Here is a 14428-nt window from a genome sequence, read left to right as displayed (position 1 = left end):
CTGATGCTGTCATAGACCGCGGACGAATTGACCAGAATGACCTGGTTGCCCGCACCGGTGAAGTCGATGTTGTCGATGCTCAGCATCTGGCCTGCGCCGCCGCCATTCACCGTCAGGGCAATGCTGCCTGCGCCGTTAACCGTGACATTGCCGACCCCCTTGAGGGTGATCCCTTCGGATACCGTCAGGTTCTCGGCATAGATGCCTTCATGCACTTCCACCGTGTAACCGGCATCAGCAGCGGCGATGCCGGCAGCGATGGTTGCAAAGGTCCCGACAAGGTTGCCCGCTCCATCGAACACGAAGACATTGGCCAGCAGGTCGAGATCGACACCGTCATTGCCGAAGTCGATGCCTTCGATGCCGTAGAGGGAATCGGTCTCGCCTGCGCCGATGTCTTCAACCCGCCAGCTGCCATCGAGTGCGCGCGTGACATTGTAGTCCGTTGCCACGCCATCGAAGACGGCTACGTCATTTTCACCCACCTGCGCCAGAACGTTCGAGGAGACGCCGAGGTTGGTCGCGTTGCCGTAGAGCGTGTCGTTGCCACCGTCTCCCTTGAGAGTGTCGTTGTCGGTGCCGCCGATCAGCGTGTCTGCGCCGCCATTGCCGGTAAGCGCGTCGCTTCCCGCACCGCCATTGATGGTGTCGACACCGCTGGTGCCGGTCACGTCGTCATTGCCGCTGCCGGTGGTGATGTTCATGGCGCCGGAGCTGGAAAAATTGTTGGTCTCCAGGCTGCTCAGATCAATGGTGATGTCGGAAGTGACGTTTCCGAAATTGATGTCGCCGATGACATTGTTGAATTCGTTCCCGCTGATGCTGGCAATTACCGGTCCGCCAGTGATCGCATCGATCTGCAGGCCGTAGGCGATCTTGGTGAAGGTGTTGCCCGAGATCGAACCTGTCGCTTCATCGTAGGTGGCGAGCCTGATCGCCGAACCAAGCGAAGGACCGAAGCTGTTGTTGTCGATGGCCAGGTCAACGCCCGCACCGTCCGACTGGATCGCCGGATTCCAGTTGGTGTTGTAGTGGCCGTTGGCCGCACCACCGAAGGCATTCTGCGTGATGCTGACCTCTCCGGTTGCGTTCACCGTCAGGTAGATGCCGCGGTCGCCATTGGCGCCGCCCGTGCTGGTTGCGTCGAACACGCTGTTTTCAACGGTTACATTCGCGCCGCCATCTACGGTCACGCCATCAAACTGCGCACCCGGGCCGCTGGTGTTGGAAATCTCCACGCCGTTGATGACAACCGTACCGGTCGCCGCCGTCACGGTGATCTCGCCCTCAAGGACGGATTCCGCCCCTCGTGCGCCGTTGCCGGCCGTGCCCCAGTTCGCACCGAGGATCGTTACCGCCTTGTCGATGGTCGTGTCACCGGCAAAGGTGCCGGCCGCGATCATGATCGTGTCGCCGGCAGTCGCCGCGTTCACGGCCGCCTGCAGGCTGTCGAAGCCACCGTTGCCGACGAGCAGGATATTGCCGCCCGCATGCTGGATGATCTCGATCTCGATCAGGCCGTCAGAACCCTCCGTGCCGCCGGTCGCAACCGTCCAGCCGGTCTGGTCGCCGCCCGTCGCCGGGTCGGCATCGGCGACAAAGGCCACCATGCCCGGCATCACGGTCTGGGTGTAGACCGCGGTATCGGTGCCGGTGCCGCCGTCGAGCAGGTCGTCGCCATTGCCGCCGGTCAGCGTGTCGTTGTCCTGGTCGCCATACAGCCGGTCCGCGCCCGAGCCGCCCGAAAGCATGTCGTTGCCGGTGCCGCCGTGCAGTTCGTCGGCATTGTTGCCGCCGCGCAAATCGTCATTGCCGCCATTGCCGAAGATCTGGTCCGAGCCGCCGCCGCCATTGATGGTGTCGTCCATGTCGCCGCCGTTGACGACGTCGCTGCCGTTGCCGGCATTGAACACCTTGCCCGGGCCATATTCGCCCGCCAGAACATCGCCGGCATCCGGCAGCGTCACGATATCATCGCCATCCATGGCGTCGAGATAGTTGCCGTCCTGCGCGTCTGCGGCGGTAAGCCCCCCGGCATTGCTCAGATCGACCGTCTCGCCATTGTCGGTGAACAGCACGTCATTGGCGCCGTTGACGGTGACCGTGATCGTCTGTGTCGCCGTACCGCCCTTGCCGTCGGATACCTCGACCACATACTCGATCTCGACGGTTTCTCCCGTCTTCAGATAGTCGAAGAAATCGTCGCTTGCGGTGAATGCCCAGTTGATGCTGCCACCGGTGGTAGCACCTGTCGAGGACACCGACCCTGCAACGCTCATCAGCGCGAGTGCTGCTGCCTCGAAGGCAGGCTTGGTGTAACCGCCGATTTCACCGCTTGTCTGGGTGGCCGAGACGACGCGGAACGTCTGCGTGTCGGTGACATCGACATCGTTGAAGGCGAGCGATCCGTTCAGCGAACCGCCGGTCAGCACGCCCTGACCGGTGGCGCCGGCCACATCGACGGCTTCCGCATAGGTGACGGCGACCGGACCATCGGTGATCACCGGCGCATCATTGGTGCCGGTGATCGTGATGGTTACGGTGACCGTATCGGTCGCCAGGTGAGGATCGGTGACCGTCGCGACGAAGCTGTCGGTGACGATCTGCCCTTCTGAGAGCTCCTGCGTCGAGGCAAGGCTGTTGTCGAGCTTGTAGACCCATTCGCCGGTGTTGGCGTCGATCGAGAACGTGCCGTAGGTGCCGGTCGCATTGCCCGACCACAACAGCTGCGCCGTTTCGCCATTGTCGACGTCGGTGGCCGTCAGCTGGCCCGATGCCGCCTCGACATAGCCATTGGCGATGTCGAATGCGCGTGCCGCCGCATCAGAGGCGTTTTCATTGCCCGAGAAGTAGGGACGGGTCAGGAGATTGGCGTCAACGCCGGTGACCAGGCTGGTCAGCGTGGTTTCAAGCGCATCGCCGCCGAAACGCTGCGCAATCGCCGCACTGGTGACGTTGCCCAACAGGTTGTCATGCAGGCTCTGCACCCGGTTCGGTGCAGTGCCCGGATCGCCATTGTCGGGCGTGTACTTCGCCGTCACATCGACGAGCGGGCTGATCGTGCCGGCCTTGAGCAGGCCGGCATAGGCTGCGCCGAGACGGATGAAGGCCTCATTGATCGGATCCTGCGTCGGACCGCCATTGACGTAATTGTCGTCAAGGTAATCCCAGATCACCGCGATCGCCTCGGCATCGTCGCCGAGCTCGGTGGTGATCGCCGTCAGCGCGGCCTCGAGCCCCGAACCGTCGGCCTGCAGCCCGTCCAGAAGCGCCTGCGAGCCAGCCGTCAGCACCACATCCGAGCTCAGCGAACCACCAAAGCCCGCCTCATTGATATCGGCAATGTCGCCGCTCTCGGTGACTGAACCCGTGATAACCGAAGTTGCGTCGATCACCGGAACATCGTTGGTGCCGGTGATGGTGATCACCAGGTTCTGGGCGCCGACATTGCCCTGGCCGTCATCGACCTGGGCGACATAGGTCAGCACAAGGTTCTCGCCTTCGCGCAGCCAGTCGAGATCGGCGGCGGCCGGATCCCAGGTCCAGTTGATGGTCTGGGTCTCGCCATCGGAGATAAGCGCATCGAAGCTGATCGCGCCCTCGGCGATCAGGGCTGCGACATCGACCGAGTCCTCGGCGGGAACCGTGCCGGTGCCGTTGTAGTTGGCGGTCGCATCGCCGGTCACCGTGACCGTCAGCGTGTCGCCAAGGTCCTGGTCGGTGATGGTGATGGTGCCGACCGTCGCCGGGATGTCCTGCGTCGAGCTGTCGCCGGCGACCTCCAGGATCGCAGCCGGATTCGTGGCCCCCTCGATCACCGGAACGTCGTTGGTGCCGGTGATGGTGATCACCAGGTTCTGGGCGCCGACATTGCCCTGGCCGTCATCGACCTGGGCGACATAGGTCAGCACAAGGTTCTCGCCTTCGCGCAGCCAGTCGAGATCGGCGGCGGCCGGATCCCAGGTCCAGTTGATGGTCTGGGTCTCGCCGTCGGAGATAAGCGCATCGAAGCTGATCGCGCCCTCGGCGATCAGGGCTGCGACATCGACCGAGTCCTCGGCGGGAACCGTGCCGGTGCCGTTGTAGTTGGCGGTCGCATCGCCGGTCACCGTGACCGTCAGCGTGTCGCCAAGGTCCTGGTCGGTGATGGTGATGGTGCCGACCGTCGCCGGGATGTCCTGCGTCGAGCTGTCGCCGGCGACCTCCAGGATCGCAGCCGGATTCGTGGCCCCCTCGATCACCGGAACGTCGTTGGTGCCGGTGATGGTGATCACCAGGTTCTGGGCGCCGACATTGCCCTGGCCGTCATCGACCTGGGCGACATAGGTCAGCACAAGGTTCTCGCCTTCGCGCAGCCAGTCGAGATCGGCGGCGGCCGGATCCCAGGTCCAGTTGATGGTCTGGGTCTCGCCGTCGGAGATAAGCGCATCGAAGCTGATCGCGCCCTCGGCGATCAGGGCTGCGACATCGACCGAGTCCTCGGCGGGAACCGTGCCGGTGCCGTTGTAGTTGGCGGTCGCATCGCCGGTCACCGTGACCGTCAGCGTGTCGCCAAGGTCCTGGTCGGTGATGGTGATGGTGCCGACCGTCGCCGGGATGTCCTGCGTCGAGCTGTCGCCGGCGACCTCCAGGATCGCAGCCGGATTCGTGGCCCCCTCGATCACCGGAACGTCGTTGGTGCCGGTAACCGTCACCGTCACCGTCTGCGTCACGGTGAAGATGCCGTCATTGATCTGAACGTCGAAAGACAGCGTGATAACATCGCCCGCGGCGAGGAAATCGACGGCGGCATTGCCGACCTGGTAGGTCCAGTCGATCGAGCCGCCTGCAGCCGTGGTCGATTCGACCGTGATCCCGCCGGGCGTGTCGAGGCTGAAGCCGGCGAGCAACGCATCAAGCTGTGCGGCGGTGAGCGAGCCACCGCTCTTGAGCACCTGGGAGACCACGTTGCTCGCTGCAATTTCGGCGGTGCGGGTCTCGCCGAAATCCGGATCAAAGAAGGTGATCGAGCCGGTGGCGGCAACAGGATCAGCGTCCACGCCGCCCGGATTGTCGACCGATTCGACGATGCCGCCGGTTGAAACGCCGCCGGTCAGCACCGAAGCGATGTTGCCGGTGTCCTCGTCGAACGCGGCTGCGGCTCCGCCATCTCCGCCACCCGAAGTGTCACCCAGCAGGCCCAGAGTCTCCAGCCCGTCGCCGGCAATGGAGGCACCGCTCGAATCCTCGAATTCTCCGCCCGAACCTGTCGGTGACTGCGGCGAGACCGAAAGCGTGTTGCCGGGGCCTGCCGCGACGTTGAAGCCGCTGGTTTCCAGCGCCGCAACCAGCACCTCCTGCGGCACCTCGATGTCGCCGATGACGAAGGTCGGCACGCTCAGTGCGCCGCCGATGATCCGGATCTGGGAACCGTCCGGCTGAACCAGCAGCAGGTCGTTGCCGTCGAGCTGGATGTCCTCGATGCTGGCGCTGGCGGCCAGCGTGACGCGGTTGTCGGCGTCAGGAACGATCACGCTGATCCCCGGCGCTCCGCCGGATGCGGAAGGATCGGACGGAGGAGTGCCCGCCGGGTCGGTACCGGTGTCGGCCTGGGCCAGCAAAACCGCATCCATGCCGCTGTCGGCCTCTGCGTTTTCGATAATGGTTTCCGAAGTATCAAGGCCGCGGTCTTCAATCATGACAGGACTCCCAAACAGAATTCACCCATCCTTAACCACTTAGTATTTCGTCAACAATTACTTTGAATCGAAAATGAATACACTCATATGCGATCTGGAAATTAATAAACTCATGGTTAATCCTATTGCATATCATTATATGCTTTTAGAAAACGGTAATGCACATACTGCAACCTGCCGTTTTGACCGCCGGAATCGATCCGAAGCTCTTTCAAGAAAATTGAATCAATTTTTATCGAAACAACACCGGTTTCGTTAGTTCTGTTTGTTTCTAAGATCTTATGTTTATTTGAGTAGTCTTCTCCCAACAAACGGGGAAGGCCAAAAAGATGTATAGCTTTGCAAAAGAGACAGTAACTCTGAGAAATACTGCAATTGCATTCTCTTTGTTCTGCGCCACCGCAGCACAGGCCAATGTCTTCGCCGAACCCGAGGCACAACTCCAGGTCTCATCGCCCGCCGCCACGCCAGCCCTTCTGGCCGAGACCGGGGTCCCCGCTCCGCAATGGCTGCTTTCCTCCCATCGCATCACCACCCTGCGCCTGACACGGGCCGGTATCGCGCCGCTTGGCCTGGACCGGTTTGCCCATGCCGCAGCCAGCAACATCGCCCCTGCGCACGCCACGCTTTCCGGTTTCGTAGCTCTCGCACCCCGCGACCGGATCACCACCGCCTCGATCCCCGTCCCCGCGCCCCGCCCCGCAACCCGGGCCGCCAGGCAGGAAACCAGTTCTCAGGACACCAGTTATCAGGCCACCAGTTATCAGGCCACAAGCCAGGCCGTCAGCCGCACCATCCGCCAGGACCGGCCGCTGTTCGGCGCCCACCGCATCCGCTTCGGCAAGATCGGCAGCGGCGCCCGCATCTCGGGCCTGATCCGCAAGGCGGCAAGCACCGGCGCCTCCGCCATCTGCATCAACAGCTGCGCTGACCTCGCCGACCGCCTCGATCTCGGCGGTGCCGACATCACCGCCCAGCTCCGCCACGTCTCGGCTTCCGTCAACACCCTCGTCACCTACCGCACCGACGAGGAAACCCACGGCCGTCTCGACCAGTGGTCGACACCCAACGAGACGCTCGGCCGCGCAAGCGGCGACTGCGAGGACTACGCCATCCTCAAGATGGCGGTACTCGCAAGGCTCGGCGTGCCGGTGAACGCCATGGAGATCGTCGTCGTCAAGGACACAAGCCGCCGCCTGTTCCACGCCGTGCTCTCCGTCACCCTTGCAGACCGCACCCTCATCCTCGACAACATGACCGATGCCGTCGAGACCGACACCGCAAAGCCCAGCTACGCACCGCTGTTCTCGCTCTCAGGCACTGCCAACTACGTCTTCGGCTACAAGGGCGGAAAGCAAAACCTCACAGCCTCGCTTAAAAACATCGCAAGCATCGCGCCAGGTGCGGGCTTCTGATACGGCGGGCCCCCGGCCACTACGCCAAAGCCGGTGAAACCGAGCACCGCTCCCCGTCGATGAGGCTCGTCAGGCGGGACCGGAGACGAAGGCGATCGCCGCGGGCGGGTCGTCCATGTCCGGCGCCAGTGCCATGCTCAGCCGCCCGCGCAGGCGGCGCTCGCCATAGCCGACCGTGAACCCGGTGTATTTGGGACGGCTGCTGTCGCGCTTCATTTCCTCGATCATGTCGATCAGCGGAGACTCCAGCGTAAGCTTGATGTTGCTCAACGCCTCGACGCTGTCCAGACCGGTGAACCGGGTCTGCAGATACATAAGGAAGCCGCTGTTCTGGTAGAGGATCCGCTTGTCCACCGAAATGATGAACCCCGGCACCGGACAGGCTGCGACGATGGTCTTCGAATTGAATTTGCTGAACCGGTCCCGCAAGCGTTCATGCTGCTCAAGCACACGCTGCATGATCGAGGCCCGCAGATGCGAACTCAGCCCGTTGTCGCCGGTGCGGACATCGTTGAGTTTCGAGATGTATTCGGCCACAGACACGCCTTCGCTGCGGGTGACCGCGTCCAGCGCCTTCCAGAACACGCCTTCCAGGCGAAAGCCCCGGCGCTTCCCGCCGGAGTTGATCGCCCTGAAATGAGGCTTGAACGGATCTGGATCAGGCATCGCGCGCGGGGCTCTCCATAGGTTCTCAGCGCTCGGTCAAGGCTTCGTAGCGTGCCTTGCTCAGCGGTTTGATGAGATAATCGAGAACTGATTTTTCCCCGGTCAGGATTTCCACCGAGGCGATCATGCCCGGCCGGATGGCGTGCTTGACGTTGCCCTTGCCGAGCTGTGAATCTCCGGTCTGGACCAGGACCTGGTAATAGGTCTCGCCGGTATCCGGGTTTACGATGCTGTCGGCGGAGATGTTCGACACCGAGCCATCGAGACCGCCATAGACCGAGAAATCATAGGCTGTGAGCTTGACCAGCGCCTTCTGCCCGGGCTGCACGAAGGCCACGTCCTTGGGCGAAATCCGCGCCTCGACCAGCAGCGTGTCGGTGACCGGAACAACGCCGGCCACCACCGATCCGGGTTGCAGGAACGCCCCGATCGTGTTGACTTCCAGCGTGTTGACGATGCCGTCCACAGGCGAAACGATGTCGGTGCGGCGAACCCTGTCCTGGGCACCGGTCAGTGTTGCCTCGAGCACGCTGACCTCGGCCAGCGTATCGCCAAGCTCGCGGCGGGCCTCCTGTTTGAACTGCGAATCCAGTTCCTGAACCTGGAGCTCCGCCTCGCGCAGCGCGCTTTCCAGCCGCTTCAGGCTCTGGTTGACATTGACGCGCTGACCCTGCTGCTGGGCGATCTCGCGGTCGAGCCGCAACAGGTCGATTTCGGGATGCAGCCTGCGTTCGACCAGCGGTGCAATCTTGTCACGCTCGTTGAGCATCGCCTGGATGACCAGATCGGTCTGTTCCACATTGGATTTGGCCTCGCCGATCTCGTCCAGCCGCTGCTGCTGCCTGGCCTCGAGCACCTGCAGCTTGTTGAGATAGTTTTCCCGCCGCGCATCGAGCAGGCTGGCCTCGTTGTCACAGATCCCCTGCGACACCCGCCTTGTCTGTTCCGGGCAGACGAACTCGGTGTCGAACAGGCCGTCGATTTCCAGTTCCAGCCGCGCGATCCGCGCCTGCAGCGCATCGTAACGGGCCTGGGATTCGCCGAGCGACGCCAGATTGCCGGAACTGTCCAGCCGGATCAGCAGGTCGCCCTTTTCGACCAGCTGACCGATCGTCACCGCGATTTCCTGCACCACGCCGGGTTCACTCGACTGCACAACTTGCGTCTTGGAAAGCGGGATCACCTTGCCGTCGCCGCGCGAGATCTCGTCAACCCGCGCCCATGCCGCCCACACCAGGAACGACACCACCAACAAAAGGCAGACCCACACGATGTAACGCGACAATGCCGGCGGCGTATCCTGCTCCATCGCGCGCATCACTGGATCCCGTTCGATTTGCGTTGCAGCGCCGCGATCACCTGTTCCTTGGGACCGTCGGCGATCAGCTTGCCGTTCTCGATGACGATCAGCCGGTCGATCAGGTCGAGCATGCTGTAGCGGTGGGTGGAGAGAATCAGCGTCACGTCCGGCGCGATCGCCTGCCGCAGGCAGCCGATCAGGTGACGTTCGCTGGCCAGGTCCATGGCTCCCGAAGGCTCGTACAGGAAGATGATCTTCGGATCCGCCAGCAGCAGCCGCGCAATGGCGACCGACTGCTTCTGCCCGGCCGAAAGATTGCCGCCGTTTTCACCGACCTGCATGTCGAAGCCGCGCGGATGCCGCGCAACGAAGGATTCGATGCCGACCTTGCGCGAGACCGCGATCAGATCCTCATCCGAGGCGTTCGGGTTGCCCATCAGCAGATTGTCCTTGACCGATCCCGAGAACAGGTCGCTGGTCTGGCCCGCCACGGCGACCGCCGAGCGGACTTCGGAGGGATGAAACTGCTGCATGTCGATGCCGTCGATCAGCACCCTGCCCTCGCTTGGCTGGTAAAGCCGCGACATCAGCCGCCCGACGGTGGTCTTGCCCGAACCGATACGGCCGATGATACCGACCTTCTCGCCGGAGCGGATCGAAAACGACAGGCCATCGAGCGCATCCTGATCGGCCTGCGGGTAACGGAAATGAACGTTTTCAAAGGCGATATCGCCGCGCGCGATCACCCGGTTGACGAAACCGGATGCTTCCGGCGTGTCCTCGGGCTGCTCCATGATCTTGTCGAGGATCCGGAGCGACAGGAGCGCCTGGCGGAACCGCGCCAGCGTCATCGCCAGCTGCCCCAGCGGGCTGACGGCACGGCCTGACAGGATCACCGAGGCGATGATGGCGCCGGTGGTGACATGGCCTTCGCGGAACAGGTAGGCCCCGACCAGAATGATGCCGACGGTCACAAGCTGCTGCACGAACTGCGTGGCATTGACCGCAAAGGCCGAGATGCTCTTGATCTGCTCGTTGGTTGCCGAGCTGTTGATGGTCAGGTCGCGCCAGCGCTTGAGCAGCAGGCCTTCGGCCCTCAGTCCCTTGACCGTTTCTGTCGTGTAGATGGTCTCGACCAGCATCGACTGTCGCAGCGCCGCCTCGTTGGCCGCCGCCGCGACCCGGCGGCTGATCAGCGTCTGTGCAACCAGCCCGATGATGACCACGGCAACGAGCGCAACTGCCGGCACATAGGCGAGCGGGCCGCCGATCGAGTAGACCACGGCGATGAAGATGAACACAAAGCACGTATCGATCATCGTCGCGATCGTGTTCGATGTGAAGAATTCCCGTACGAACTCGTATTGCGACACCCGGCTGACATACTCGCCCGTCGACATCGACCGGGCCGAAAGCGAGGTGTTCATGACTTTCTGGAACAGCACATAGGCTATCTTCAGGTCGATCTTGCGCCCGGTGTAGTCGATCAGCGCAGCGCGGGCGAACTTGAGCATGAAATCGAACAGAAACGCGACGCTGATCCCGACGGCCAGCACCCAGAGGGTCGAGATGGCCTCGTTCGGCAGCACCCGGTCATAAACGTTCATGACAAACAGGGGCGACGCAAGCGCCAGGATGTTGATGAAAAGCGCCGCGAACGCAACCCGTACGAAAGAGCGCCAGTAGGGGCGCACGGCCGAAGACAGCCAGTGCTGTTTCTCGATCCGGCCGGCATGCAGCTCGCCGGCCTCTTCGCGGTTGTTGAAATAGACCTTCTTGAAATCCAGCACGGTCGGGTCGAGTTCCGCAGCCCTGCCGCGAAGATCGACACTCTCTGAGGCGATGGCGCCGATAGCCTCCTTGCAGACGAAAGATCCGTCGTCATTAAGGCCGAAAACCGGGATGAATGAACCGTCTGCGGTTCTGACCAGCGCGGGAAGGTCGGCATTGCCGCCGAGCAGGTCCGCCAGATGGATCTTGGTGACATCCAGCCCGATGCGGCTTGAGACCTCGCGCACGGTCTCGATGTCGGCCGCCTCAAGCTGATCGTTGGGAATGCCCGAATACAGAACGGTCGCGGAACCGCTGCGCTCGAAATGAACGCTGATTTCGCGGAAAGCCTCGTTGAAGTTCATCGCAGCTCACCGTCCGATCTTGCCACTCCGCTCAACAGGAAGATTCAGTTCTTCCTGACGGGGGCAAGCAGATCGAAGGGCGCACCGCTCACCTGCCGTGACGGAAGCCGGTGGTAAACCGGTTCGGTTTCATGCGAAACGGCCTTGAACTCTTCCCTGGCATAGGCTTCTGCCTGCGGGGCGCTCTCAAGATTGAAGGCTCGAACAAGCGACCCCATGGCTGCCAGCGTCTGATAATCGGCATAGACTGCGGCATACTGAGCCGTTTTGGCCAGCACCTCGGTGTTGAACCGGGTGTTCTGGGCACTCAGCACATCAAGAAGCGAACGCTCGCCAACCCGGAACTGGTCCCGGTAGGACGACACCAGCGATCCTGACGCTGAGGCCTGCTCGCGCAGAAGCGACGCCTGCTGGGCGCGCTTCGAGCGCTTGTCCCAGGCCGACTGGATCGATTCCTGGACTTCACGATGCACCAGCACATTGTCCATCCGGGCCTGGCTGGCGCGGCGGATACGCTCCTGCTCAGAGGCCTGATCACGGCCGCCGCGGTACAGATTCCAGCGCGCCACGACCTTGGCCTCGAGGTCGGAGGTGCGGCCTTCCGAACCATCGATGTCATTGCCGACGCGAGCCTTCGCCTCGAACGAGATCACCGGCAGATAGGCAGCCTTGGCGCCCCGGGCGAGTGCGTCGGCAGCATCGACATCGGCGCCCGCAGCCGCGATCCGCGGGCTCTGGCGCCGGGCGATATCAACGGCTTCGGCGGAGCTGCGGGGAAGCGCCTTGCTTACCGACGGCGGATATTTCATCGAGCCGAGCTTCACACCGACCAGGCGGAGAAAGCGGATCTGCGCCTGGGCAAGATCTTCTTCGGCTTCCTTGAGACGTGCCTGCGCCGAAAGCAGACGCTCACGGCCCTGCGTACGGTCGGCCGATGTCAGCGTGCCACCGGAAACGCCAGTGGAAATGTCGGAGACGATCCCCGAGAGCACATTGGCGTTCTTGCGCGCAATCGCGACAATCTCGGCCTGCAGCAGGATCTCGAAGTATTCCTGGGTGACGGCCAGCGCGATGGCTTCCGAACGCTCGGCAACACGGAACGAGGCGCCGTCGACGCGGGCTGCCTGGCGCTCGACCTCGGCGCGGCGGGCGCCGCCATCAAACAGGGTCTGGGTAAAGGTCAGGCCGACATCGGAGGAATTGAGGGTATCGTCCTCATTGCCGAGACGGCGACGGCCGGGGCTGTCAAGCTTGCGGCCACCTGCGGAGGCTTCAAGATCAAGGGTCGGAAGGTAGAGGCCACGGGCCTGCCTGAGCTCGAACTCGACCGCCTCGCGGTTCTGGATCGAAGACAGAATCTCAGGATTTGACTTCAGCGCCTCGTCAACCGCTTCCTTCAGCGTCAGCGCGTTGGCCGGAAAAGCCACGAATGCACTGAACCCAACTGAAAAGCAGCACGAATAGAAAAGCGATTTTATCATTTTTACCCCAAAAACCTACACCCGATGATTGCTTGTTACACATATCATTCGGCTGACGCGAGTCATGAAATTACGAATCCTTAAGTACTTACGGAACAGAAATCACCGTGTGGCCTTTTTGACACATGTCATCAATATGATGATTGACTAATATTCGAAAGTACATATGAAGTAAAAAATGTTCCTTTTTTGTAGAATTAAAATTTGATAACTTTAACGTTGCATATTTGTTTGATGGATTTTCGTATTTATTACGTTACTATAGATTTATTTCTCGCATTGGTTGAGATTTAGACATAAAAATTATAAGATTTTGAACATAACATATATTATATGGCATAAATAGATATTCAATTGATGGTTGAAAATCGACAGTATAATTGGATCGCTCAAAAACTTGACCTTGCCCGGAAGAAATCCTCGAATTCATCTTCGGCGATCAAGGCAGGTCCTGGGGTGCCAACAACATCGGGCATGCAGTGGGACAAGTCGGGGAATCAGAGGTCTACCGCCGCTTCTCTGGCCACGTGTATCCGCATCCGACCCGGGAACACCTGCTGCTTTTCGAGTGAGACAGGTACAGCATTCCGCTGGCGCGGAACATCACGACACTGGCCTGAGAAAAATGGTGGGTGAGCACGGGCTCGAACCGTGGACCCGCTGATTAAGAGTCAGCTGCTCTACCAACTGAGCTACACACCCACACGTTCCGTGCGGAACCGGAACGAGGGGGCGTATAGACCGGATGAAGAGGCTTGTCCACACTGTTTTTTACGCTGTTGCAACAATCACGCCATAATCTGCATACCTGCCGTCAAACCAGCAGTTTGCCCTCGGAAATCCGCACTGCCTCGCCACCGATCCGGACGTGGGAAACCTCTGCCCCCCTGCAGGCGATGTGCAGGTGAATCAGCGACGGCCGGCCCATTTCGACGCCCTGCTCGATCAGCAGCGCATGGTTGCCCTCCCGCAGGCCGTCAAAATGGTGGATCGCGCCGGACAAAGCCGCGGCGGCCGACCCGGTTGCCGGATCTTCGCCGATGCCTTCGCCGGGGGCGAACATGCGGGCATGGAAAGATGCCTGGTGATGGGTCCCGCCACGGCAATAGACATAGGCCGAGGCCAGTTGCCCATCACCCATCGGCGCCACACGGTCCCAGTCTGCACCATTGCACTCGGCCTTGGCGACCGCGGCCTGGTCATGCACGGGCACCAGCACGAACGGCACTCCGGCGCTCCACAGCGAGATCTTGTGATTTTCAAACCCGATCTCGTGCGGATCAAGCCCTAGCGCCAGCCCGATATCCGCAGGTTCGATGTCCGCGCCCAGATTGCGCGAAAGCTTCGGAAGATCGAACTCGGCAAACCCGGCCTGGCCAGCGCTGATCCGCACGGCGCAGCGCACCTGCCCGATCTCTTCTTCCAGCATCTTGACCAGGTCTATGCCGTTGGCGGGCACATCCGCGCCCAGCCGCCGGTCCGCCAGCGCCACCGCGGCGCCAACCGTCGGGTGGCCGGCAAAGGGAAGCTCCCGCGCAGGTGTGAAGATCCGCAGCCGGGCGGTATGCGCGGGATTTTCCGGCTTGAGCACGAACACTGTCTCCGACAGGTTGAACTCGCGTGCGATCGCCTGCATCCGGTCGCCGCTGTAGTGATCGGCGTCGAACACAACCGCAAGCGGATTGCCGGCCAGAGCAGTGCCGGTGAAGACGTCGTAGATTGCGTAATCTGTCATGCCCAGCGTCATCCTCTA

The 14428-nt window shown here is 61.8% G+C and carries 6 protein-coding genes and 1 tRNA gene; 1 reads left to right on the top strand and 6 read right to left on the bottom strand.

From position 1 onward, the window contains the following. Positions 1 to 6007 precede the first annotated feature (6007 nt). Entirely contained in the window at positions 6008 to 7093 is a 1086-nt protein-coding gene (locus tag SPHINGO391_RS05875; protein WP_152007950.1) for a transglutaminase-like cysteine peptidase, read from the top strand. 69 nt (positions 7094 to 7162) lie between these two features. Here the strand turns inward: SPHINGO391_RS05875 and SPHINGO391_RS05870 are convergent, their stop codons facing one another. From SPHINGO391_RS05870 to SPHINGO391_RS05845, 6 genes are all read right to left on the bottom strand, one after another. Further along, entirely contained in the window at positions 7163 to 7759 is a 597-nt protein-coding gene (locus SPHINGO391_RS05870; RefSeq protein WP_152007949.1) for a ribbon-helix-helix domain-containing protein, read from the bottom strand. Positions 7760 to 7784: 25 nt separating this feature from the next. Further along, positions 7785 to 9077, bottom strand: coding sequence for an HlyD family type I secretion periplasmic adaptor subunit (locus tag SPHINGO391_RS05865; RefSeq protein ID WP_193217204.1), 1293 nt, complete (start codon positions 9075 to 9077; stop codon positions 7785 to 7787). After that, the gene (locus SPHINGO391_RS05860; RefSeq protein WP_152007948.1) at positions 9077 to 11194 is read right to left on the bottom strand and encodes a type I secretion system permease/ATPase; all 2118 of its coding nucleotides are present in this window, start codon (positions 11192 to 11194) and stop codon (positions 9077 to 9079) included. The genes SPHINGO391_RS05865 and SPHINGO391_RS05860 overlap by 1 nt, the downstream gene beginning before the upstream one ends. Before the next feature lie 44 nt (positions 11195 to 11238). Next, complete coding sequence (locus SPHINGO391_RS05855; protein ID WP_244615125.1) at positions 11239 to 12621, bottom strand: TolC family outer membrane protein; 1383 nt, start codon at positions 12619 to 12621, stop codon at positions 11239 to 11241. A 680-nt stretch (positions 12622 to 13301) separates the two neighbouring features. Beyond that, positions 13302 to 13377, bottom strand: a tRNA-Lys gene (locus SPHINGO391_RS05850). 112 nt (positions 13378 to 13489) lie between these two features. Beyond that, on the bottom strand, positions 13490 to 14410 hold the full coding sequence (locus tag SPHINGO391_RS05845; protein ID WP_152007946.1) for a PhzF family phenazine biosynthesis protein: 921 nt from the start codon (positions 14408 to 14410) through the stop codon (positions 13490 to 13492). Positions 14411 to 14428: the final 18 nt, after the last annotated feature.

This window comes from Hoeflea sp. EC-HK425, assembly GCF_902498795.1.
Classification (GTDB): Bacteria; Pseudomonadota; Alphaproteobacteria; order Rhizobiales; family Rhizobiaceae; genus Hoeflea; species Hoeflea alexandrii.
Note: the sequence above shows the minus strand (reverse complement) of the source record. Positions and strands in the feature narration are given on the sequence as shown.

What these genes read in the sequence shown, in the direction of transcription:
- SPHINGO391_RS05875 (WP_152007950.1), top strand. Translation starts at nt 6,008, where the DNA reads ATGTATAGCTTTGCAAAAGAGACAGTAACTCTGAGAAATACTGCAATT.
- SPHINGO391_RS05870 (WP_152007949.1), bottom strand. Translation starts at nt 7,759, where the DNA reads ATGCCTGATCCAGATCCGTTCAAGCCTCATTTCAGGGCGATCAACTCC.
- SPHINGO391_RS05865 (WP_193217204.1), bottom strand. Translation starts at nt 9,077, where the DNA reads ATGCGCGCGATGGAGCAGGATACGCCGCCGGCATTGTCGCGTTACATC.
- SPHINGO391_RS05860 (WP_152007948.1), bottom strand. Translation starts at nt 11,194, where the DNA reads ATGAACTTCAACGAGGCTTTCCGCGAAATCAGCGTTCATTTCGAGCGC.
- SPHINGO391_RS05845 (WP_152007946.1), bottom strand. Translation starts at nt 14,410, where the DNA reads ATGACAGATTACGCAATCTACGACGTCTTCACCGGCACTGCTCTGGCC.